Genomic DNA, 21,234 nt, shown 5'->3' on the forward strand with positions numbered 1-21,234 from the left:
GGTTGCGGCTCCGGGGGGATCACCGGCTCCGGGAACAGCTCCGGTCGTTCCAACACGTCCCGGAGGCGCGGTTTGACGATTTCGGGGAGACAGACGCGTTCGCGGCGGAAGCTACGAACGCGATCGATGTCCCAGATCGGGACGTGGACGCGGAACTTGCCGCACTCGTTCGTCGTCGTCGTCGCGATCGTCTCCCGCGTGCAGTCGAACGGGAAGAACCACCCGTACCCGAGACCCTCCGGGAAGTGAGAGAGAAACGAGCAGTCGGTGTCCTCGATGTGCACGGTCGCGTTCGGGACGGGATGGTAGTCGTCGGTTTCCGGATCGTGGGTGACGACGCGCCCGCTGATCTGCCGGTAGCCCAGCAGGTCGGGGTCGATCGCGAACTCCAACTGGTCGCGAACGTCGGGCGCCGTCGAGCCCTCCAGGTCCAGCGGCACGTCGTCGGCCAGCGATCGAATGTGGGTCAGCTGCCGCTCGGTCACTTGCCAGTCGTCCGGTGTGACGGCGTTGGGCTGTTTCACCGCGACGCGGTCGTCGCCCGGACTGACCGTCGCTTTGATGTCGCGAGCGAGGATGTCGTCGAACATCTCGACGTCCCGGAGGTCCTCCTCCGTGGCTGCCTCCAGGTCGTCGAGCGTCTCGTAGCCAGCAACGCGGAGCGCCTTCGCTCGCTTGGGGCCGATTCCAGGGATCGTCTCTAGTTCGGGGGGATCGTTTGTAGACATTGCTGGCACCATTGGTCCTGTATCTAACAGGACAGTTTAACACATAAGTTAATGATATATATTTTTAACCCAAAATAGTACTTACAACATACAGCGCGTTCGAAATTGAACGCCTCCGAGGACGTCTGCATCGGCGGCGGGGTCGTCTGCGGCGTCGGCAGAGTCGTCTGCGGCGTCGGCGGGCGTGCGGATCGGTGCCACCGATCGACGCGGTGAACGCGTCGGTCCCGGGAGGGCGCTGGTCGCTCGCGCTCTCCTCCCCGCATTGGACCATCCTGAACGTCCGTTAGAATCAAACGGTCACGCGACGGAGAGTCAGGTATGAGTGCCGAACAGGAGACGCGAGCCGTCCGCTGTCTGGTCGCGAAAGTCGGGCTCGACGGCCACGACCGGGGAGCACACGTGATCGCGCGGGCGTTCCGGGACGCCGGGTTCGAAGTGGTCTACTCCGGGCTCCACCGCGCGCCGGAGGAGATCGTGCAGGCGGCGGTCCAGGAGGACGTGGACGTGCTGGGCATCTCGATCCTCTCGGGGGCGCACAACACGCTCGTCCCGAAGGTGATCGAGGGCCTGAAAGAGTACGACGCGTTCGAGGACACCCTGGTCCTCGTCGGCGGGATCATCCCCGACGACGACGAGGCGGACCTCAAGGAGCTCGGCGTCGCCGAGGTGTTCGGCCCCGGCACGCCGATGGAGGAGACGATCGAGTTCATCCGGAACAACCTCCCGGAGCGAGCGTAGATGGGCGGGACGGACGCGACCGCGCTCAGCGACGGCGACGCCGAGCTCGTCGAGGAGCTGCTCGCCGGGAGCCACCGGGCGCTCGCACGCGTCATCACCCGTATCGAGAACCGCGCGGGCGGCTACCGCGGGATCGTCGCCGCGCTCCACGAGCACACCGGCGGCGCGGACGTGATCGGGATCACCGGGGCGCCCGGCGCCGGGAAGTCGACGCTCGTCGACAAGCTCGCGGCCGCCTATCGCGACCGGGGCGACACCGTCGGCGTCGTCGCCGTCGACCCCTCCTCGCCGTACACCGGCGGCGCGGTGCTCGGCGACCGGATCCGGATGGCCTCGAACGTCGGGGATATGGACGTGTTCTTCCGGTCGATGAGCGCGCGCGGCCAGCTCGGCGGCCTGTCGATGGCGACCGCGGACGCCGTGAAAGCGCTCGACGCCTTCGGGAAGGACGTGGTCATCATCGAGACGGTCGGCGCCGGACAGAACGAGGTCGACGTGGTCCGCACTGCCGACACCGTCGCGGTGCTGGTCCAGCCCGGCTCCGGGGACGACGTGCAGACCCTGAAGGCCGGCATCCTGGAGATCGGCGACGTGTTCGTCGTCAACAAGGCGGACATGGACGGCGCGGAGCGCACCCTCGCCGAGCTAGAGGAGATGGTCCACCGGCGGGAGGGCCCGACGAAGGGGCTCGACGGGGGCCACCACGGGTTCGAGGTGCCGGACCACCCGGACGACGGGGACGCCGCCGACGAGGGCGACGAGCCCGCGTGGACCCCCGAAGTGCGTCAGACCGTCGCGAACACCGGCGAGGGAGTGACGGAGCTGATCGAGACGTTCGACGCCCACGCGACCCACCTCCGCGAGTCGGGCGCGATCGAGTCGACGGAGCGCCGGCGCTACGCCGAGGAGATCCGCACGCTGGTCCGCTCGGACGTGGGCGCGCTCGCGACCGCCGAGATCGAGCGCCGGGGCGGGATCGACGAACTCGCCGACTCGGTGCGGCGGCGGGAGACGGACCCGTACAGCCTCGCCGCGGAGATCGTGGAGCCGATCGCGGACTGCGTCGAGGCCGCCCCGGAGGGAGTCGGCAGCGCGGCGGGGAACGAGGGCGCAGATCCCGTCGACGACGAGACGTGACCGCGGGCGCGGAGCAGCCGACCGCGGCGCGGCGTGAGCGCGGGTCCGCACAACGGGTCCACGAGCTATAAGTCGCCAGCGGACCAACAGGTTTCCATGAAGCTCAGGAACCTCGCCGGGACCGCCCTCCTCGGCGTCGGCGCGATCGCCGCCCTCAACACCGGCCTCCGGTACGAAGGAGAGTTGGAGTCGCCCCTCGACGGCGACGACGGCACGTTCCGCTGGCGCGGGATGGACGTGGCGTACACCGAGGCGGGCGACCCCGACGACCCCGACCTCGTCCTCCTCCACGGCGCCAACGCCGCCGGCTCCTCGGGCGAGTGGCGCGAGGTGTTCGACGACCTGGCCGCGGAGCACCACGTCGTCGCGCCCGATCTGCCGGGGTTCGGGCGGTCGGACCGTCCGCCGCTGCGCTACTCCGCGGCGCTGTACGAGGACTTCGTCCGCGACTTCCTCGCCGACTTCGATCGGCCCGCCGTCGTCGCCTCGTCGCTGTCGGCGGCGTACGCGGCCGCGGCGGCTGACAGCGGCGGATCGTCGGCCGACGGCGTCGAGATCCGGGGGTTCGTCGGCGTCTGTCCGACGACCGTCGCCGGGCCGAGCCCGCCCAAGTCGTGGCTTCGGGAGCTGATCCGGGCGCCGCTCGTCGGCGACGCGCTGTTCAACGGTCTCGCCTCGAAGCCGTCGATCCGGTACTTCAACGCCGACCACGGCTACGACGATCCGACGAATCCGAGCGACGACTGGACCGACTACGAGTGGCGGACGAGCCACGTCGAGAACGCGCGGTTCGCGCCCGCGTCGTTCGTCTCGGGGTACCTCAACAGCGATCTCGATCTGGCGGAGGCGTTCGCCGAGCTGGAGGCGGCGCCGACGATCATCTGGGGCCGCGAGGCCGAGGTGAGCCCCCTCTCAGACGGGCGCGACCTCGCCGACGCGTCCGGGGCCCGCCTCGTCGTCTTCGACCGCGCCAAGCTGTTGCCGCACGTCGAACACCCGGACCGGTTCGTCGAGACCGTCGAGGAGACCCTCGTCTCTGGCGCGACGGCGTGAGTTTTCGGTATCAGTTCTGAGCATCGGGAGGGAAACGGTTTAGCCGGATAGCGCTGAGAACGGGTATGACTGACGCACCGCTGCGAGTGCTCTGCGTCGACGACGAGCCCGCCCTCGCCGAGCTCGTCGCGGCGTACCTCGAACGCGACGACGCGATCGACTGCGAAACGGCGGTCGAGACGGACCCGGCCGACGCGCTCGACCGGATCGAGCGCGAGTCGTTCGACTGCGTGGTCAGCGACTACGACATGCCCGGACGGACCGGCGTCGAACTGCTCTCCGAGGCGAGGGAGAGCGATCCGGACCTCCCGTTTCTCCTCTTTTCCGCGACGGAGCCCGACGCGATCGCGGCCGAGATGGTCCGCGCGGGCGTCAGCGACTACGTCACGAAGCGGGGCGGCGCCGACGGCTACACCGCGCTGTTGCGCCGGGTCGAGCACGCGGTCGAGGGCGACGCCGGGCGCTTCGGCTCGGACCCGAAGCCGGAGTCGGACGGCGACCTGCCCACCGCCGTCGCGCTCGACGGGGTCTGTACCGTGGCGCCCGACGGCACGTTCGAGTTCGTCGGCGAGGAGTACGGCGAGCTGTACGGGTACGACCCGGAGGAGCTCGTCGGGGAGCGCTGGCAGCGGCTCCACCCGACCGAGGAGGTCGAGCACATCCGCACGCACATCATCCCGGCGGTGACGGACGGCGAGCGGTGGACGGGGACGAGCACCGGGCTCCGCGCGGACGGGTCCACGTTCGCGGAGTCGAAGATGGTGACGACGACGAGCGACGACCGGCTCGTCATCTCCGTCTCGGAGTTCGACGAGGTCGCGTCCGGTGCGCGGGCGGACGACTGAGCCGGTGGTCGCGGTCGCCCGCCTCACCGATCGCCTTCCTGATCGCCTCACCGATCCCGACGGACGTACAGCGTCTTCTCGCAGACCGCGTGAACCGTCCCGGCCTCGTCGACCAGCGAGACGATGTACTGCCGATCGGTCGACTCGCCGGGCGCGAGCGCCTCGCGGAGCGTCTCCGTCTCCCCGTCCGTGAACTCGAACTCCGCGTACAGCGTGTCGCGGCCGGGTTCGAGGAACTCGATCGCGGCCGACTTATCCCAGACGGTGAAGCCGTCGCCGAGCGTCCGGCGGAGCATCGTCATGTAGACCGGGTCGATCGCGCCGTAGAGGCTGCCGCCGAAGATCGTGCCGACCGCGTTGCGCGTCCGCCAGTTGAACGGGACCCGGATCCGGACGTACTGCCAGTCCGCGCCGATGTGGTCGACCCGGGCGCCGGTGCCGCGGTAGGCGGGCAGGAGGTTGAATCCGTGGCGCCACAGTCGGGTGCGACGGCTCTCCGCCGGCGGGTCCTCGCGGAGGGGACGCGGATCGGGGTCGCGGTCGACGCCGGTCGGAGAGTCAGTCACGGTAACAGGAGACCGCGCCCCGGTCAAACCCGTGTCGGAACCGGCGACAACGCGCGGGCGGTTGTCGACCACGCATGCTTGTTTATAAACAAACGATGCGGTGGCGCGTGCCTGCGAGGCCGCCCCGCGGCCGAGCAGCGCGCGCGAGGTCGCCGGCGCTACGCGGAGGACGACCGACGAGGCTGGGGAGGCGTGAGGCTGCGGTGCGGCTGCGGGTGGGTGGACTCAAAGGGGCAGTCGCGAGGCGGGCGCAGGTGACGCAAGCACCGCAGCGAGCGGTAGCGAGCGAGGAGCGCAGCGAACGTGCGCCCGCCTCGCGACTGGGGCTTTGGAGGTGTTCGCCGTCGATCCAGCATCAGTCATTTATAAGCGATCGACCGGGTTTTCGGAAGCGCTTCCGTCGGTCTTACTTCGGTCCGATCTCGCTCCCGCTCTCGCGTAGGCGGCCCGAAACGGGTATCCCCGCGCGACCGCAACCCGACACCGATGGAGTGTGACAGGTGCGGCGACGACGCGATCCACCACGCCGCCTACTCCGGGGCGCACCTCTGCGGCGAGCACCTTCGCCGGTCGGTCGAGAAGCGCGTGAAACGTCGGGTCCGCGAGGACACCCTCCTCGATCCGGACGCGACGCCGGACGACCCCGATCGCTGGGTGATCGGCCTCTCGGGCGGGAAGGACAGCGTCGCGCTGACGCAGATCCTCGACGACGTGTTCGGCAACGACCCGCGCGTCGAGATGCTCGCGTTGACGATCCACGAGGGGATCGAGGGGTACCGCGACGAGAGCCTCGACGCCTGCGTGGAGCTCGCCGAGGACCTCTCGATCCGTCACGAGGTCGTCTCCTACGAGGAGGAGTTCGACGTGCGGATGGACGACGTGGTCGAGAGCGACCCGGAGAACATGGCCGCCTGCGCGTACTGCGGCGTGTTCCGACGCGACCTCTTAGAGGAGTACGCCGCCGAGTTCGGCGCCGACAAGCTGCTCACCGGCCACAACCTCGACGACGAGGCCCAGACGGCGATGATGAACTTCCTCGAGGGCGACGTGCGCCAGGTGGCGAAACACTTCGACGCCTCGCTCGGCCCCTTCGACGAGCGCGAGGGGACCGACGCCTTCGTGCCGCGCGCCAAACCCCTGCGGGACGTGCCCGAAAAGGAGATCGCCCTGTACTGCCACGTCCGCGACCTCCCGACCCACATGGCCGAGTGTCCGCACTCGTCGGAGGCGTACCGGGGGGAGATCCAGTCGACGATCCACGAGCTGGAGGAGAACCATCCGGGCGCCCGCCACTCGATCATGGCCGGCTACGAGGAGCTGTCCGCGCTCGCCGCCGAGACGTACCGCGAGGGCGGCGACGCCGCCGCCGATTCGCCCGACCTCGGGGAGTGCGAGCGCTGCGGCTCGAAGACGAGCCGCGACGTCTGTCGGAAGTGCCGGCTGCTCGACTCGATCGAAGCGGCCTGAGCCGAACGACCGGGGTCAGTCCGCCGGATCGATCCGCCCGAGCAGGTCGAGCTGGTGCGTGAGGTAGACGAGCTCGCCGCCGNNCGGCGGCAGGCGACCCACTCGGCGAGTGCGGCGGCTGGATCCTCGGTGTCCGTCGAGGGGCCCCCCACCGACGGCCCTCCCGCGGTTCCGTCGATCACCTCGCCGACCGCCCCATCCACGGTGTCGAGGATGTGCCGGAGGAAGTACGCCTCGTCGGCAGGGTACGCCTCGTCGCTTGGGAGTCCCGCATCGTCGAGAGCCGCCTCGCCGGCAGGGGTAGGAGCCTCGGGACCGGGGCGCCGACCCGTCTCCGGGGTCGGTCTGACCACCCAGTCCGACCCGGCGACGCCGACGAGCGAGGTGCCCTCGATGTCGCGGAGCCGCGAGAGGGCGTCGCCGCCGGCGCGGCTGCTCCCGCCGGGCTTGGCGTCCATGTGCGCGTGGTAGCGACGCTCGATCGCCCGATCGGCCGGGTGTGACGGGCGGAAGCGGGTCCCGCCGTCGAACGTGATCGGGAAGTAGTACGTCCCGCCCGGAGCGAGCGCGCCGAGCAGGGTCCCGAGCCCCTCAAGATCGAGGACATCCAGCAGCGCCATGCCGATCATGGCGTCCCACTCGCCCGCGTTCGCCTCGGCGTGGGCGATAGCGTCCGCGGCGACCGGCTCGACCGTGACCGCGTGCGCGTCGGTCTCGACGGTGACCGTGCTCGTCTCTCCGCCACCGGCGGCGTCCGCGACGGAGACCGAGGCCTCCCGGTCCGCCGCCCACGCCCGGAGGAACGGACCGAGGCCGGCGAGCGTCCCCGCGTCGCGGTCGACGGCGACGTACCGGGTCTCGCCCGGCGGGAGCACCTCCCAGTCGATCAGGCGGGCGATCATCGTTCCGATCCCGGCCCCGACCTCCAGCACGCGAAGCGGTCCATCGGTCGCCGCGGCGCGGTCGGCGAGCCGCTCTCCGAGAATCCCGACGAGCCGCCGGTCGAGCGCCCGGTCGTCGACGGTGCGCTTCGCCCGGAGGTAGCGCCGGAAGGCGGCGGGATCGTCCTCGCGACGCCCTGTCGGTTCCTCCCCCGTCACGACACCACCTCGGGGTCGACGGCGTGGGGCGCGTCTGCGACTTCGGCGAGGAGTCGGCGGACGCGGGCCGTCGACGCCGCCCAACTCGGGTGGGCCTCGTACCGGCGTCTGGCCGCGCGCCCCATCGCCGCGAGACGGTCGGGATCGGCCGCGAACTCGTCGAGCGCCCGGGCGACGGCGACCGAGTCCTCCGGATCGACGAGAACGCCCGTCTCGCCGTCCGCGACCGTCTCGCCCGCGCCGCCCGCCCGCGCGGCGATCGCCGGGAGGCCGAAGCTCATCCCCTCCAGATAGACGATCCCGAACCCCTCGTACCGAGAGGGGACCGCGAGGACGTGGCTCGCCCGGAGCGCGTCGGCCAGCTCGTCGTCCGACAGTCGACCGGAAAAGCGCACCCGGTCGCCGAGCCCGCGCTCCCGGACCAGCCGCCGGACGTCGGCGACGTGGCTCTCGTCGACCGTTCGCCCGACGACGGTGAGGTCGACGGCGGCGTCGGCCCCGGCCACCCCCTCGACGAGCGTGTCCAACCCCTTCCGGGGCGCGAGGTTCCCGACGAACGCGACCCGGAGGGGTTCGGAGCCGGGCCCGCGTCCCCGTTCCGAACCGTCGGCCGCTTCGCCGCCCGCGCTATCCCCGCCGCCTCCGGTGTCTCCGCCGAGCACCGCGGCCCGCGCCTCGATATCGGCGTCGTCGATCGCGGGGTCGAACCGGTCGCCAGCGGGCGGGGCGACCACGGTCGCGTCGCGGTCGACGCCGAGGGCAGCGACGGTGTCGCGGGTCGCCGCGCTGTTACAGACCGCGCCGTCGACGGTCGCGAGGTACCGGCGCTCGACGGCGCGGTACAGCGGCGCGAGGCGGCGGGGCTCGCTCGCGCGCAGGTGGTGGACGAGGCTGACGATCGGGTACGGGAGGTCGCGGTTGGCGCGGAGCAGCGAGGGGTGTGCGAGCTCGTCTTGCAGCATCACGTCGACGTCGACGCGGAGGCGGTCGCCGAGGGCCGTGGTGACGTTGTCGAGCAGTCCGCGGGGGTACGCCCGCCACGGGAGTTCGACGACCTCCACGGTGTCGCCGGCCCGACGGAGCCCCTCGACGAGTTTCCGGTCGTAGCGGAAGCCCCCCGACTGCTCGTCGAGGCTCCCGTACAGGGTGAGACCGACCCTCATACCGGCCTCCCGAACCGCGTGCGTCTGCCCCTCATACCGGCGCGTCGTACGTCGCGGCGGCCGCGTCGTCCTCCCAGACCGTCACGGCCAACTCGGCCACGGTCTCGTCGGTCACCGCGTCGGTCACGCGCTCGAAGACGACGCGCGCGAACCGCTCGACGCTGGGGTTGTCGCCCTCGAACTCGGGGAGGTCGTTGAGCAGCTCGTCGCGGTAGCGGTCGGCGAGGTCGGCGAGCGCCGCCTCGGCGTCGTCGATGTCGACGAGGTAGTCGTGGGCGTTCAGCTCGGGGCCCCGGAAGGTCACCTCGATCTCGAAGTGGTGGGAGTGCGGCACGCCTTCGGGCCCGGGATCGGGGACCGTGAGGTAGTGCTGGGCCACCAAGTCGGTGACGACCGTCGTCGAGTACATGCACCGATACAGGGACGCGACGCACCTAAATCCGGAGGGCGGCGGGACACCTATACGTCTCGCCGCCTCGGTACGACCGTGAACTGTCTGTTCGTCGGGGCCGGGTCGATCGCGCCGGAGTACGCCGCCGGCCTGCCGGGGAGTTCGCTGTCGCTCGCCGGCGTCGTGGACCTCGACGGAGACCGCGCCGCCGCCCTCGCCGCGGACCACGGCTGCCCGTCGTTCACCGACTTGGAGACGGCGCTCGCGACCGTCGACGCGCCGCTGGTGGTGAACCTGACGAGCCACGCCGCCCACGCGCCGGCGACGCGGACAGCGCTGGAGGCCGACCGCCACGTCTACTCGCAGAAGCCGCTCGCGCTCGACGCCGACGAGGCGAAGGCGCTGGTGGCGCTCGCACGCGACCGCGGGCTCGGGCTCGGCTGCGCGCCCGGCACGCCGCTGGGGCCCTCGCAGCGCCGCGCTGGCCGCCTCCTCGCCGACGGGCGACTGGGTCCGGTGGGTCTGGGGTACGCCCACGCCCACGTCGGTCGCGTGACCGACTGGCACGACCGCCCCGACTCCTTTCTGGAGATCGGGCCCCTGTACGACGGGGCGGTGTACCCGCTCGCGCTCCTGGTGTCGTGGTTCGGTCCGGTCGAGCGCGTCCGCGTCGCCGACGCGCTCGACGTCTGGCCCGAGCGCGAGGACCGGCGACCGTCGACCCCGAGCCACGTCGAGGCGACGCTGGCGTTCGCGACGGGGGCGACCGTCAGGCTGACCGCGAGCTTCTACGCGCCACACCGGAGCCGGGAGTTCTACGGGCTGGAGCTCCACGGCGACGACGGCTCGCTGTACCTGAAGGGGACGGGGGCGATGGACGACGACCGCGACCACGTTCGGTTCGGGCGCGTCGGGCGGGAGTACGTGAGCGCGCCGCCGGACGCGCCGACGGAGCCGTACGAGTACGTCGACGCCGTCGAGCGCCTCGCTGCGACGGTCGAGACGGGCTCACCGTCCCGAGTCGGAGGGCGGCGGGGGGCCCACGTGGTCGCCGTCTGTAACGCGATCGAGGCGGCGGCCGAAGGCGAGGGGGCGGTCGCCGTCGACGACTGCGGGGCGACCGCCGACCCGCCGCCGGCCCCGGTCGTCAGGCCGGAACCCCTTTTCGACGGCTCGGGCGCCGCCGGGGTCCGCCTCCCCGCGGTCGGCTTCGGCTGCTCGCGCTACCGCGACGGGGCGTACGTCGAGCGCGCCGACTCGATCGCGACCGCGCTCGACGCGGGCTACCGCCTCCTCGACACCGCCGAGCTGTACGGCAACGAACACCGCATCGGCGACCTGCTCGCCGCGCCGGGCGCGCCGGACCGCGATCGGGTGTTCCTCCTCGGAAAGGCGTGGCGCACCAACCACCGCCGCGAGCACCTGCTCGCCGCCTGCGCCGGCAGCCGCGAGGAGCTCGGGATCGACGCGTTCGACTGCTACGCGCTCCACTGGCCCGGCGCGCTCGAACACCGCGGCGAGCTGCGTCGGCTCGCCGAGAAACCGGTCGAGCGACAGGAGGCGCTCGCCTTCCCCGAAGGCGAGGACGGCGGGCCCGCGACCGCCGACGTGTCGCTCGCGACGGCGTGGCGAAACCTCGAGATCGTCCACGAGCGGGGGTGGGCGCGGACGCTCGGGATCTGTAACGTCTCGCGGACACAGCTGGAGACGGTACTGGAGGCGGGCGCGGTCGACCCGGCGATCGTGCAGGTGGAGCGACACCCCTACCGGCCGCGGCGCGGGCTCGTCGAGCGCTGTCACGAGCGGGGGATACGGGTCGTCGCGCACTCGCCGCTGTCGGCGCCCGATCTCCTCGACGAGCCCGTCTTGGAGGCGATCGGCGCGGATCGAGGCCTCTCCCCCGCCGAGGTCGTCGTCGCCTGGAACGTCGCCCGAGGGGTCGTCCCGATTCCGTCCAGCACCACCGAGTCGCACGTCGTCTCGAACCTGGCCGCCGGAAGCGAGCGGCTGACCGCGGAAGAAGTCGCGCGCGTCGACGCCCTCAGGGATCCGGATTTCGAGCGATAGGAAGGCGGAACCGATCGGATGCAGCAGATGCGGGCGGTATTTCTATGTGAGAGAAGCACATGCATGTAACATGGCACAAACGGGAACGCGGCAGCCCACGGTCGACGTCGGCTCGTTGAACGGGCTCCACTGGGTAGGCATCGTCGCGGCCCTGGTCTCCGCCGTCGTCCACCTCCTCCTCGGCGTCAGGATGATTCCGTCTCCGATGGGGATCAGTTTCATCCTCGCGGGGCTCGGCTTCGTCGGCGGGGTCGGGCTGCTCCTGGTCGACTATCGACGGCGAGCGGTGTACGCGGTCGGGATCCCCTTCACCCTCGCCCAGATCGTCCTGTGGTACGTCGTCAACTTCGCGGGGGGGACGAAGTCGTTCCCGGCCGAGGTCGGGGCGCTCGGCGCCGCGGACAAGCTCGCCCAGGTGGTGTTGATCGCCGTGCTGGTCGCCCTCCTGCGCCGGTAACCGTGCCGACGCGGAACCGCCGACCCCGACGCGAACGCGTCGCCGCGATCGCCGGGGCGAGGGGTGACGGGTAGATGGCCGAAGCGCGCCCGCGGCGGTCCGTTCGCGTCGGGGTCGGCGTCGGACTGCCGCTCGTCGCCGCGCTCGCGCTCGCGGTGCTCCTGTCGCGGTTGTTGCCGGCGACCGCGGCGGGCCGATGGGGGCTCTCTCCCCCCGTCGTCGCCGGGGTCTGCTGGGCCGGACAGCTCTGGTACGTCGGCTACGGGATCGATCCGGGGAGGGCGACCGGAGCGGTCTGGCGGCGACTGTTCGGGCTGGCGAACGCGGTCACGCTCGTGCGGGGGGCGCTGTACGCCGTCGTCGCCGGGTTCGTCGTCGTGCCGACGGCGACGGCGCTCGCGTGGGCGCCGGCGCTGTGTTACGGGGGCGGCGTTGCCCTCGACGGCCTCGACGGGACCGTCGCTCGGACGGTCGGGCGGGAGACCGAAATCGGTCGCCGGCTCGACATGGCGTTCGACACCTTCGGATTCGTCGTCGCGCCGCTGGTGGCGGTGCTGTGGGGGTTGTTACCGGTGTGGTACCTCTCCATCTCCGCCGCGCGGTACGTCTTCCGCGGCGCCGTGTGGGCGCGGCGCGTCCGCGGCCTGCCCGTCGGCGACCTCCCCGACGGCGACCTCAGTAGATACCTCGCGGGCGTCCAGATGCTGTTCGTCACGATCGCGCTCGTCCCGCCGGTACCGACGGAGTTCGTGTGGACCCTCGCGCCCGTCGTCCTCGCCCCGTCGCTGGCGGTGTTCGCGCGGGACTACCTCGCCGTCAGCGGGCGGCTCCCCGGCCGCCGGTGAGGTCCCGGAGGGTCACTCGTACTCGAAGATCACCTGCACCGCCGCGTCGGGCGCCGAGTCGAGCAGCTCGTACGCTTCAGCCGCGCGCTCGAAGGGGATCCGGTGGGTGATCAGCTCGTCGGCGGGGATCCAGTCGAGCCGGTCGAGCGCCGCGTCCATGCGCCGGTCGCGGTCCCAGCGGCCGCGCAGCTCCGGGCTGATCGTGGACACCTGACTGGAGACGATGTCGATGCGGTCCCGGTGGAACCGCCCGCCCAGATCGATCGGCTCGCGCTTGGTCCCGTACCACGAGCCGACGACGACCCGAGCGTCGTAGCCGACCGCCCCGATCGCCTCGTCGAGCGCACTCGGCTGCCCGGACAGCTCGATCGCGATGTCGGCGCCGTCGACGCCGGGGGGCGCGTCGGCGGACGCGGTCGCGGCGAGTTCGTCCGGCGTCGCCGTTCGGTCGGCGCCGAGCGTCGCAGCGAGCGCCCGGCGGCGCTCGAGCGGGTCGACCACGACGAGCGATTCCAGCGGAAACGCCGCCAACAGGCGAGTGACACAGAGCCCGATCACCCCGGCGCCGAACACCACGACCCGTTCCCCGATCCGCGGGGCGGCGTCGAGGACGATGTTCGTCGCCGTCTCGACCGACGGGAGCAGCGACCCCGCCGCCGGCGTCGTTCCCGGCGGCAGCGCGACGACCGAGTCGGGGGTCGTGCGGAAGCGCGTCTGGTGCGGGACGAACGAGAACACCGACCGGCCGACCCAGCTTGGATCGACGTCGCCGCCGACCTCGCGGACGACGCCGCTCGCGGCGTAGCCGTACCGGAGCGGGTACGACAGGTCCCCGTCGAGCGCGTCGAGCGTCTCGTCAGCCGGGAGCTCGGTCGGGACCTGGTCGCGGTAGACGAGCAGCTCCGTCCCGGCGCTTATCGCCGATGCGCGGGTGTCGACGAGCAGTTCGTCGGCGGCCGGCGAGCCGACCGTCGCCTCCCGCACCTCGACGGCCTTCGGGCCCGTGAAGTAGAGCGCGGCGTCCGTCATCGGGTCGCGAATCCGGTCCGGTCGCGGGCGGCGCCCGAGCGACGCCGCGGGCTTCGGGTCGGCTGGTGGTGTGACACGGTGCGTCCCACGGACCGTGCGATGTTAAGTCCTCGCGCCGCCCGACGGGCGAGCCGAACGCGGCGAGTGGACGGACGTGAGAAACGATCCGAAGGATCGAAAGCGGAAGCGAAGGTGGAAGCGGAAACAGAGCCGAAAACGGAGCCAAAAACGAAAGCCGCGTCGATGGACGGATACCGCGGGATGCCTAGCGGATGACGTCGAGTCCGTTGTTCTTCTCGGTCGGCTCGCTGCCGCCGTCGGACTCCCACGCGCCCTGCTCGGTGCCGCCCGAGGCCGCGGCGGTACCGGCAGTGCCGTTCGCCTCGGCCGCCCGCGAACGCGAGTCGCCGAGGTCGTCGCTGTTCACCGCGGCGCGGGACTTGTCCGCCTGCTTCTGGGTCGACGGACCGAGCACCTGTGCGCTCTGGACGCCCGTCATAATCGCCATGACGCGGACCTTCCCCTTGTACTCGTCCTGGATGCGGGCGCCCCAGATCACGTTGGCGCTCGCCTCCAGCCGCTCGGTGATGTTGTTCGCGATGCCCTCGGCCTCTTTGAGCGTGAGGTCCGGACCGCCCGTGATGTGGACGAGCCCGCCGCTCGCACCGCGGTAGTCGACGTCCAAGAGGGGATGGTTCATCGCGTCGTTGACCACCTCTTGGGTCTTGTTCTTGTCCTGGGTCTCGCCGACCAACATCACGGCCACGCCGCCCTGGTTCATGATGGTCGACATGTCGGCGTAGTCCAGGTTGATGAGGCTCGGCTGGGTGATCGTTTCGGAGATCCCCTTGACCGTCTCCGCGATGATCTGGTCCATCACGGAGAACGCCTTCCCGATCGGCAGGTTCGGCACGTAGTCGAGCAGCCGGTTGTTGTCGAGGACGATGATCGAGTCGGCCTCGTTGCGGAGGTCCTCTAACCCCTCTTCCGCCTTCACCGTGCGGGCGCGCTCGACGTTGAACGGCGTCGAGACCATCCCGACGACGATTGCGCCCTGCTCTTTCGCGATCTTCGAGACGACCGGCGCCGCGCCGGTCCCGGTGCCGCCGCCCATCCCGGCAGTGACGAAGACGAGGTCGGCGTCGCCGAGCACCTCTTTGATCGTTCCCTGGGCCATCTCGGTGGCGCGCTCGCCCATCTTGGGGTCGCCGCCGGCGCCGAGCCCCTGCGTGAGCGACTTGCCCACGAGGATCTTGGTGTCGGCCTCGATCATCTTGAGGTGCTGTTTGTCCGTGTTGATGGCGACGGTGTCGGCGCCGTCGACGCCGATGTTGTACAGTCGGTTGACCGTGTTGTTGCCGGCGCCGCCGGCACCGACGATGACGATTCGGGGGTCCCCGAACTCGTCGTCGTCCATGTCGACGTCCATGTCGCGCTTCTCCGCTTCCGCGTTGTCAAGGGCGTCCTGAACGAGATCTTGCATCAGTTTACACCTTCGCCCAGTTGCGGTTGCGGCCGCGCTCCTCACGCTCGCCGTCCTGTTCGTTCAACATGTCGCGGACGGCCGACCGGATCGCCTCGCTCCGGTTCGGGAACTCGCCCGTCTCGACCATCTGTTCGACCTCGTCGATCTGCTGTTTCGGGATTCGTAGTGTCACACGCTCCATTGGTATTCCCCCGGTAAGACGGCGACCACGCGACGCGTGTGTCTTACAGCGACGAATCGCCCGACGACAGGGGGTCACCCCGTCCCGGACGGCCACTGTAAGACGACCGTCTTACGCAGTTGTAGTCACCGAGTCTACTATTATAAAACTACCGGTGGTTGTAAGACAAAAAGTAAAAACGGCCGATATCTGGCGTATACATGCGTATAGGCGGGAGTTAGCGATCTTTCAACACGTCGGCAGCGGGGGTTCGGCGTCCGCACCCGGGACAGAAGGCCCAGTCGGTCCGCAGCTCGTCACCGCACTCGCAGAACGCCCTGTGGGACTGCTTCTCGCCACAGTTCGGGCAGTAAACGTGGTCAGACGGGACGTTTTCGCCACATCCGCCGCAGACATTTTCGCGTGTTTGCACGTCCGAATCGGCCGGCGTCTTACGCGTTTGCTCGTCGGCGTCTGCGGTCGCCTCACGTGTCACACTCGCGTCGTCCCCGTCGGCACCCGGAGCGTCGAGAGTGACGTTTACGTTGATGTCGCCGGCGTTTCCGGGCGTATACGCAGAGTGAGGCGCCGTCGAAGTCGCCGGCCGGTCGCCGAGCCGCTCGTCCAACGCGGCGTCGAGCCGATCGGCGATGAGGTCGTCGATCCGATCCGCCAGCGCGTCGTCGACCGTCGCGTCCGACGCGGTCACGTCGCCGGCCTCGTCCCCGTCGATCGCCCCGTCGAGGTGGGTCCGGAGGGCCTCCCGCATCACCTCGCTTTTGGAGGCGTCACACGCTTCCAGCCGCTCGACGAGGTCGTCGTCGGCACGGAAGGTGATCTTGCTCATACCGAATCGGTATCAACCCTCGCTACAAGTATCTTCTCCCCGTGTCTGACGGTCGACAGACACGTTTCACACTGCTGAAACGGATCCCCCGTCAGCGGTCGAGATCATGCGACACGAACACACATGTCTGACGCAGATTTATACGGCCCGCGTGGGCATACGTGTGTATAATGAGTAACCGCGTGGAGGACCTCGAGCGGCAGGTTGCGGAGCTACAGGCGGCGGTCAACGGGCTCACCGAGGAGCTCGTCGAGATGAAAGAGCGTGTCCGACAGGTGGAAGACGCTCAGGAGGTGTCCGTTGCTGCCGACGCCGCCGAGTCGGCGGAGCCGGCGCGCGACGAGCCGGCGGACGCGGACGACTCGGCGTCCGAGGCGACCGGCGGCGAGCGCCAGACCCACTCCGACGACCACGTCGAGGTCGTCGAGCGGACCGACGACGGGTCCGGAGAGACCGAGGCCGCCGACGGCGAGGAGAGCGCCTCCGGAGACGACGTGATCGTCCCCGATCAGGAGGCGGCGACGCCCGACGCCGAGGCCGCCGAGGAGTCGGGCGCTGACGGAGAGGGCGACGAGGAGTCCGACAGCGACATCATCGTCGCGTAACCTGCGCTCACCCTCCCGCGACACATGCACATTACAGAAGTGGTTTTAGACGGGTTCAAGAGCTTCGGACGAACGACGAGGATCCCCTTTTACGACGACTTCACGGTCGTCACTGGGCCGAACGGCTCCGGAAAGTCGAACATCATCGACGGGGTGCTCTTCGCACTCGGGCTGGCTCGCACCAGAGGGATCCGTGCGAAGAAGCTCACGGACCTGATCTACAACCCCGGTCACGACGGCGGCGAGGGCGCGGACGGCCCGAACGAGGCGTCGGTGACGGTGGTGCTGTCCAACGAGGACGGGACCCTCGACCGCTCGCAGGTGGTCTCCGCGGCCGGGACGGAGAACGTCGGAGACGTCTCCGAGATCACGATCAAGCGACGCGTCAAAGAGACCGAGGACAACTACTACTCGTACTACTACCTCAACGGGCGGTCGGTGAACCTCTCCGACGTGCAGGACCTGCTCGCGGCCGCCGGGGTCACGCCCGAGGGGTACAACGTCGTGATGCAGGGCGACGTGACCGAGATCATCAACATGACCCCCTACCAGCGACGGGGGATCATCGACGAGATCGCGGGGGTCGCCGAGTTCGACGCGAAGAAGGAGGCCGCCTACGAGGAGCTGGAGACCGTCGAAGACCGGATCGGGGAGGCGGACCTCCGGATCGGAGAGAAGCAGGACCGGCTCGATCAGCTGGCCGACGAGCGCGAGACGGCCCTCCAGTATCAGGAGTACCGCGACGACCTCGACGAGTACCGCGGCTTCCTCAAGGCCTCCGAGCTGGAGGAGAAGCGCGAGACGCTCGCGGGCGTCGAAGCGGACATCGACGACGCCGAGGCGGACCTCGAAGAGCTCCGCGTCGAGCTCGACGCCAGACAGGGGAAGCTCACGCGGCTGGAAGAGGACTTAGCCGATCTCAACCACGAGATCGAGACCAAAGGCGAGGACGAACAGATCGAGATCCGCTCGGAGATCGAGGAGGTGAAAGGCGAGATCTCGCGGTTGGAAGACCGGATCGAGACCGCCGAGGAGCGCGCCGCGGAGGCGGAGACCGAGCGCCGGGACGCCTTCGTCCAGATCGACCGCAAGGAGGAGACGATCGAGGAGCTCGACGACGAGATCCGCGAGGTGAAAGTCGAGAAGGCGTCGGTGAAATCCGAGATCGCCACGAAGCGGTCCGAGCTCGCGGACGTGGAGGCGGAGATCGAGGGCGCCGACACCGAGTTCGACGAGCTGAAGGCGGAGCTCGCGGAGAAGAAGGAGTCGGTCGAGTCGCTGCGCGAGGAGAAAAACGAGCTGCAACGCGAGAAGGACCGCCTGCTCGACGAGGCGCGCCGGCGCTCGAACGCGGTGAGCGAGGCGCGGACGGAGCTCGAGGAGGCCCGCGAGTCGCTCCCCGAACACAAAGCGCGGATCTCCGAGCTGCACAGCGAACTCGACAAGGCCCGGAAGAACGAGGAGACGATCGAGGACGCGGTCGCCGACCTGTTCGCCGACAAGGCGGAGCGGAGCGAGCGGCTGGAGGCGATCGAGGCGGACCTCCGCGAGAAGCAGAACGAGTACGCGAAGCTGGAGGCGGCCGCCGACCAGCGCGGCGACGCCTCGTGGCCGCGTGCGGTGACGGAGGTGAAGAACGGCGGGATCGACGGGGTCCACGGCGCGGTCGGCGAGCTCGGCTCGGTCGAGGCCGAGTACGCCGAGGCGTGCGAGACGGCCGCCGGCGGCCGGCTCGCGAACGTCGTCGTCGACGACGACGGAGTGGGGTCGACGTGTATCGACTACCTCAAGCGGCGCAACGCGGGTCGGGCGACGTTCCTCCCCATCACGGAGATGGACGACCGAAGCCTCCCGCGCAAACCCTCGGTGCCGGGCGTCGTCGACTTCGCGCGTAACCTCGTGGAGTACGACAGCGAGTACGAGTCGATCTTCTCGTACGTGCTCGGCTCGACGCTGGTCGTCGAGGATATGGCGACCGCCCGCGACCTGATGGGCGACTACCGGATGGTGACGCTCGACGGGGACCTCGTCGAGAAGTCCGGGGCGATGACCGGCGGGTCGGGCGGCGGCTCCCGGTACGCCTTCACGAAGTCCGGCGGCGGGAAGCTCGAACGGCTCGCGAGCGAGATCGCGGAGCTGGAAGACGAGCGACAGGCGCTCCAGGCCGAGATCGACGAGCTCGAAGACGACATCGACGACGCCCGCGACCGGAAGGCCGACGCCGCGGAGCGCGTCCGGTCGTTGGAGGCCGACGTCGAGCGCGCCGAGGACGAACTGGCCGACGCCGAGGACCGAATCGACGAGCTCGAGGCGGAACTGGAGGAGCTGGAGGCGGAACGCGAGTCGGTCGACGCGGAGATGAGCGAGCTCGACGCCGACATCGACGAGCTGAACGCCGACATCGACGAGCTGAACGCCGACATCGACGACATCGAAACGGAGCTGGCGGACTCGAAGATCCCGGAGCTCTCGGAGCGCGCCGACGAGATCCGCGGCGAGATCGCGGACCTGGAAGACCGGATGGGCTCGCTCGAGGGGCGGCGCAACGAGCTCGAACTCGAGAGGGGGTACGCCGAGGACGCGGTCGACGACCTCCACGACACCGTCGAGACGGCGCAGAACCGGAAAGCCGAGGCCGAGGAGGCGATCGACGAGTACGAGGCCGAGATCGCGGAGCGAGAGGAGACGCTGGAGGCGAAACGCGAGGCGATCGCGGAGCTCGAAGAGGAGCTCACGGAGCTGAAGGCCGACCGCGACGACCTCCGCGACGAGATCACCGAGGCGACCCGCGAGCGCGACGAGCAGCGGTCGCTCGTCTCGGAGGCGGAGTCGGACTTGGAGGACCTGACCGATCGCCGCGACCGGCTGGAGTGGGAGATCGACGAGCTGGAGTCGCAGGTCGGCGACTACGACGCCGACGAGATCCCGGACCTCGACGAGGTGGAGGCGCGGATCGAGGAGCTGGAGGCGGAGATGGACGCGCTCGAGCCCGTCAACATGCTCGCGATCGACGAGTACGACGAGGTCCAGGAGGCGCTCGACACGCTGCAGGAGCGCCGGGACGTGCTCGTCGAGGAGCGCGACGCCATCGAGGAGCGCATCGAGGGGTACGAGGCCGAGAAGAAGCGGACGTTCATGGAGACGTTCGAGTCGATCAACGACCACTTCGAGGAGATCTTCGCGCGCCTCTCGGCCGGCAGCGGCGAGCTCCTCTTGGAGAACCCCGAAGACCCGTTCGAGGAGGGGTTGACGATGAAGGCCCAGCCCGCCGACAAGCCGGTCCAGCGGCTCGACGCGATGAGCGGCGGCGAGAAGTCGCTGACCGCGCTGTCGTTCATCTTCGCGATCCAGCGGCACAACCCCGCGCCGTTCTACGCGCTCGACGAGATCGACGCGTTCCTCGACGCGGTCAACGCCGAGCGCGTCGGCGAGATGATCGAGGAGCTGGCCGATGACGCCCAGTTCGTCGTCGTCGGGCACCGGTCGGCGCTGCTGGAGCGCTCCGACCGCGCCATCGGCGTCACGATGCAGGGCGACAACCTCTCGGCGGTGACGGGGATGCAGTTCGGCGACGACGGCGAGGAGGAGGTGACCGCGGATGACTGAGGAGTCGGCGGGCGGCGTTCCGGACCTCGACCTGACGAGCGATCGGGACGGCGGACCGCGGGACGGAGCGGCGTTCGGCGAGGTCGTCGAGGAGACCGACGAGCGGACGAGCACGGGCGACGGAGACGCCGGAGACGGAGACGAAGAGACGGTGGAGCCCGTCGAGCTCCTCGTCCAACTCGCCGAGGAGGGCGAGATCGAGCCGTGGGACATCGACATCGTACAGGTGACCGACGCGTTCCTGGAGCGGCTCGACGAGACGGACCTCCGGACGACCGGACGGGCGCTCTTCTACGCCAGCGTCCTGCTCCGGATGAAAAGCGACGGGATGCTGGCCGACGACGACGGGGACGACGAGGAGCCCGAGCCGGAGCCGTGGGAGGTCGCGATGGAGGGTGGCGCGGCGGACCCCGCCGACGGCGACATCGATCCGATCGACAAGCTCGAGGCGGAGATGGACCGCCGGCTCGAACGGAAGAACACCCGCGGCTCTCCCGAGACGCTCGACGAGCTGGTCCGGGAGCTCCGCGAGGCCGAGCGCGGCTCGTGGTGGAAGGACTCCCGCGAGTACGACACCTCGGAGTCGCCGCACGGCCACGCCCGCGGCACCCAGACGCTCGATTACCACGCCGGCGACGAGTTCCGGCAGGACGGGGAGCCGACCGCCGGCGAGGCGACCGACCGCACCCACGACGAGGACATCGAGGAGGTGATCGTGGAGATCGACAACGCCCTCCGGACCCACTTCGACCACGGGCGCACGGAGGTGTTGTTCGCCGAGATCGAGACCGCCGGCGGCCGCCCCTTCATGACGTACCTCGCGCTGCTGTTCATGGCCCATCGCGGCTCCGTGCGACTCCAGCAGGACGACCTGTTCGGCGACCTCTGGGTGAAAGACCCGGCAGCGATGACCGGGGAGTCAGAAGCGATCGCGGACTGAT

The 21,234-nt window shown here is 70.0% G+C and carries 19 protein-coding genes; 11 read left to right on the plus strand and 8 right to left on the minus strand.

Going from position 1 to position 21,234, the window contains the following annotated elements; all coding sequences use genetic code 11:
- On the minus strand, positions 1 to 728 hold a 728-nt coding region (locus DJ69_RS12455; RefSeq protein ID WP_245851652.1), incomplete at its 3' end, for a helix-hairpin-helix domain-containing protein.
- A gap of 321 nt (positions 729 to 1,049) precedes the next feature.
- Here DJ69_RS12455 and DJ69_RS12460 point away from each other — a divergent pair.
- The 4 genes from DJ69_RS12460 (at position 1,050) to DJ69_RS12475 (ending at position 4,504) form a co-directional block, all read left to right on the plus strand.
- Positions 1,050 to 1,469, plus strand: coding sequence for a cobalamin B12-binding domain-containing protein (locus DJ69_RS12460; RefSeq protein WP_099255901.1), 420 nt, complete (start codon positions 1,050 to 1,052; stop codon positions 1,467 to 1,469).
- Complete coding sequence (meaB, locus tag DJ69_RS12465; RefSeq protein ID WP_099255902.1) at positions 1,470 to 2,606, plus strand: methylmalonyl Co-A mutase-associated GTPase MeaB; 1,137 nt, start codon at positions 1,470 to 1,472, stop codon at positions 2,604 to 2,606.
- A 96-nt stretch (positions 2,607 to 2,702) separates the two neighbouring features.
- Positions 2,703 to 3,659, plus strand: a complete 957-nt coding sequence (locus tag DJ69_RS12470) for an alpha/beta fold hydrolase (protein WP_099255903.1) — start codon at positions 2,703 to 2,705, stop codon at positions 3,657 to 3,659.
- A 65-nt stretch (positions 3,660 to 3,724) separates the two neighbouring features.
- A complete protein-coding gene (locus DJ69_RS12475; protein WP_099255904.1) occupies positions 3,725 to 4,504 on the plus strand; it encodes a response regulator in 780 nt (259 codons plus the stop codon).
- Between the two features lie 47 nt (positions 4,505 to 4,551).
- Here DJ69_RS12475 and DJ69_RS12480 read toward each other — a convergent pair whose 3' ends face one another.
- On the minus strand, positions 4,552 to 5,070 hold the full coding sequence (locus tag DJ69_RS12480; RefSeq protein ID WP_099255905.1) for a DUF4442 domain-containing protein: 519 nt from the start codon (positions 5,068 to 5,070) through the stop codon (positions 4,552 to 4,554).
- A 486-nt stretch (positions 5,071 to 5,556) separates the two neighbouring features.
- On the opposite strand from DJ69_RS12480, the gene ncsA reads away from it, so the two are divergent.
- Complete coding sequence (gene ncsA, locus DJ69_RS12485; protein WP_099255906.1) at positions 5,557 to 6,537, plus strand: tRNA 2-thiolation protein NcsA; 981 nt, start codon at positions 5,557 to 5,559, stop codon at positions 6,535 to 6,537.
- Positions 6,538 to 7,633: 1,096 nt separating this feature from the next.
- On the opposite strand, the gene DJ69_RS12495 is transcribed toward ncsA, so the two are convergent.
- Entirely contained in the window at positions 7,634 to 8,800 is a 1,167-nt protein-coding gene (locus DJ69_RS12495; protein ID WP_099255907.1) for a glycosyltransferase family 4 protein, read from the minus strand.
- A 31-nt stretch (positions 8,801 to 8,831) separates the two neighbouring features.
- Positions 8,832 to 9,209 (minus strand): 6-pyruvoyl trahydropterin synthase family protein, encoded by a 378-nt coding sequence (locus DJ69_RS12500; RefSeq protein ID WP_099255908.1) that lies wholly within the window; start codon positions 9,207 to 9,209, stop codon positions 8,832 to 8,834.
- 78 nt (positions 9,210 to 9,287) lie between these two features.
- On the opposite strand from DJ69_RS12500, the gene DJ69_RS12505 reads away from it, so the two are divergent.
- From DJ69_RS12505 to DJ69_RS12515, 3 genes are all read left to right on the plus strand, one after another.
- Positions 9,288 to 11,258, plus strand: a complete 1,971-nt coding sequence (locus DJ69_RS12505) for an aldo/keto reductase (protein WP_099255909.1) — start codon at positions 9,288 to 9,290, stop codon at positions 11,256 to 11,258.
- A 70-nt stretch (positions 11,259 to 11,328) separates the two neighbouring features.
- A complete protein-coding gene (locus DJ69_RS12510) occupies positions 11,329 to 11,715 on the plus strand; it encodes a DUF7475 family protein (protein WP_099255910.1) in 387 nt (128 codons plus the stop codon).
- Positions 11,716 to 11,789: 74 nt separating this feature from the next.
- Positions 11,790 to 12,560 carry a CDP-alcohol phosphatidyltransferase family protein gene (locus tag DJ69_RS12515; RefSeq protein WP_099255911.1) on the plus strand — a complete coding sequence of 257 codons (771 nt, stop codon included), beginning with the start codon at positions 11,790 to 11,792 and terminating at the stop codon, positions 12,558 to 12,560.
- Between the two features lie 12 nt (positions 12,561 to 12,572).
- Here the strand turns inward: DJ69_RS12515 and DJ69_RS12520 are convergent, their stop codons facing one another.
- The 4 genes from DJ69_RS12520 to DJ69_RS12535 all read right to left on the minus strand — a co-directional run bounded on the left by DJ69_RS12520 (position 12,573) and on the right by DJ69_RS12535 (position 16,082).
- Positions 12,573 to 13,589, minus strand: coding sequence for a zinc-dependent alcohol dehydrogenase (locus tag DJ69_RS12520; protein WP_099255912.1), 1,017 nt, complete (start codon positions 13,587 to 13,589; stop codon positions 12,573 to 12,575).
- A 265-nt stretch (positions 13,590 to 13,854) separates the two neighbouring features.
- Positions 13,855 to 15,072: a cell division protein FtsZ gene (gene ftsZ / locus DJ69_RS12525; RefSeq protein ID WP_099255913.1), complete on the minus strand. Its 1,218-nt coding sequence runs from the start codon at positions 15,070 to 15,072 to the stop codon at positions 13,855 to 13,857.
- 4 nt (positions 15,073 to 15,076) lie between these two features.
- Complete coding sequence (locus tag DJ69_RS12530) at positions 15,077 to 15,256, minus strand: ribbon-helix-helix domain-containing protein (RefSeq protein ID WP_099255914.1); 180 nt, start codon at positions 15,254 to 15,256, stop codon at positions 15,077 to 15,079.
- A 217-nt stretch (positions 15,257 to 15,473) separates the two neighbouring features.
- Positions 15,474 to 16,082, minus strand: a complete 609-nt coding sequence (locus DJ69_RS12535; protein ID WP_099255915.1) for a double zinc ribbon domain-containing protein — start codon at positions 16,080 to 16,082, stop codon at positions 15,474 to 15,476.
- Between the two features lie 170 nt (positions 16,083 to 16,252).
- On the opposite strand from DJ69_RS12535, the gene DJ69_RS12540 reads away from it, so the two are divergent.
- From DJ69_RS12540 to DJ69_RS12550, 3 genes are read left to right on the plus strand one after another with little or no spacing between them, the layout of a single operon-like run.
- Positions 16,253 to 16,687 carry a DUF7518 family protein gene (locus DJ69_RS12540; RefSeq protein ID WP_099255916.1) on the plus strand — a complete coding sequence of 145 codons (435 nt, stop codon included), beginning with the start codon at positions 16,253 to 16,255 and terminating at the stop codon, positions 16,685 to 16,687.
- A gap of 24 nt (positions 16,688 to 16,711) precedes the next feature.
- The gene (smc, locus tag DJ69_RS12545) at positions 16,712 to 20,293 is read left to right on the plus strand and encodes a chromosome segregation protein SMC (RefSeq protein ID WP_099255917.1); all 3,582 of its coding nucleotides are present in this window, start codon (positions 16,712 to 16,714) and stop codon (positions 20,291 to 20,293) included.
- Positions 20,286 to 21,233: a segregation and condensation protein A gene (locus tag DJ69_RS12550; RefSeq protein WP_099255918.1), complete on the plus strand. Its 948-nt coding sequence runs from the start codon at positions 20,286 to 20,288 to the stop codon at positions 21,231 to 21,233. The genes smc and DJ69_RS12550 overlap by 8 nt, the downstream gene beginning before the upstream one ends.
- Position 21,234: the final 1 nt, after the last annotated feature.

It is taken from the genome of Halorubrum persicum, assembly GCF_002727125.1.
GTDB lineage: Archaea > Halobacteriota > Halobacteria > Halobacteriales > Haloferacaceae > Halorubrum > Halorubrum persicum.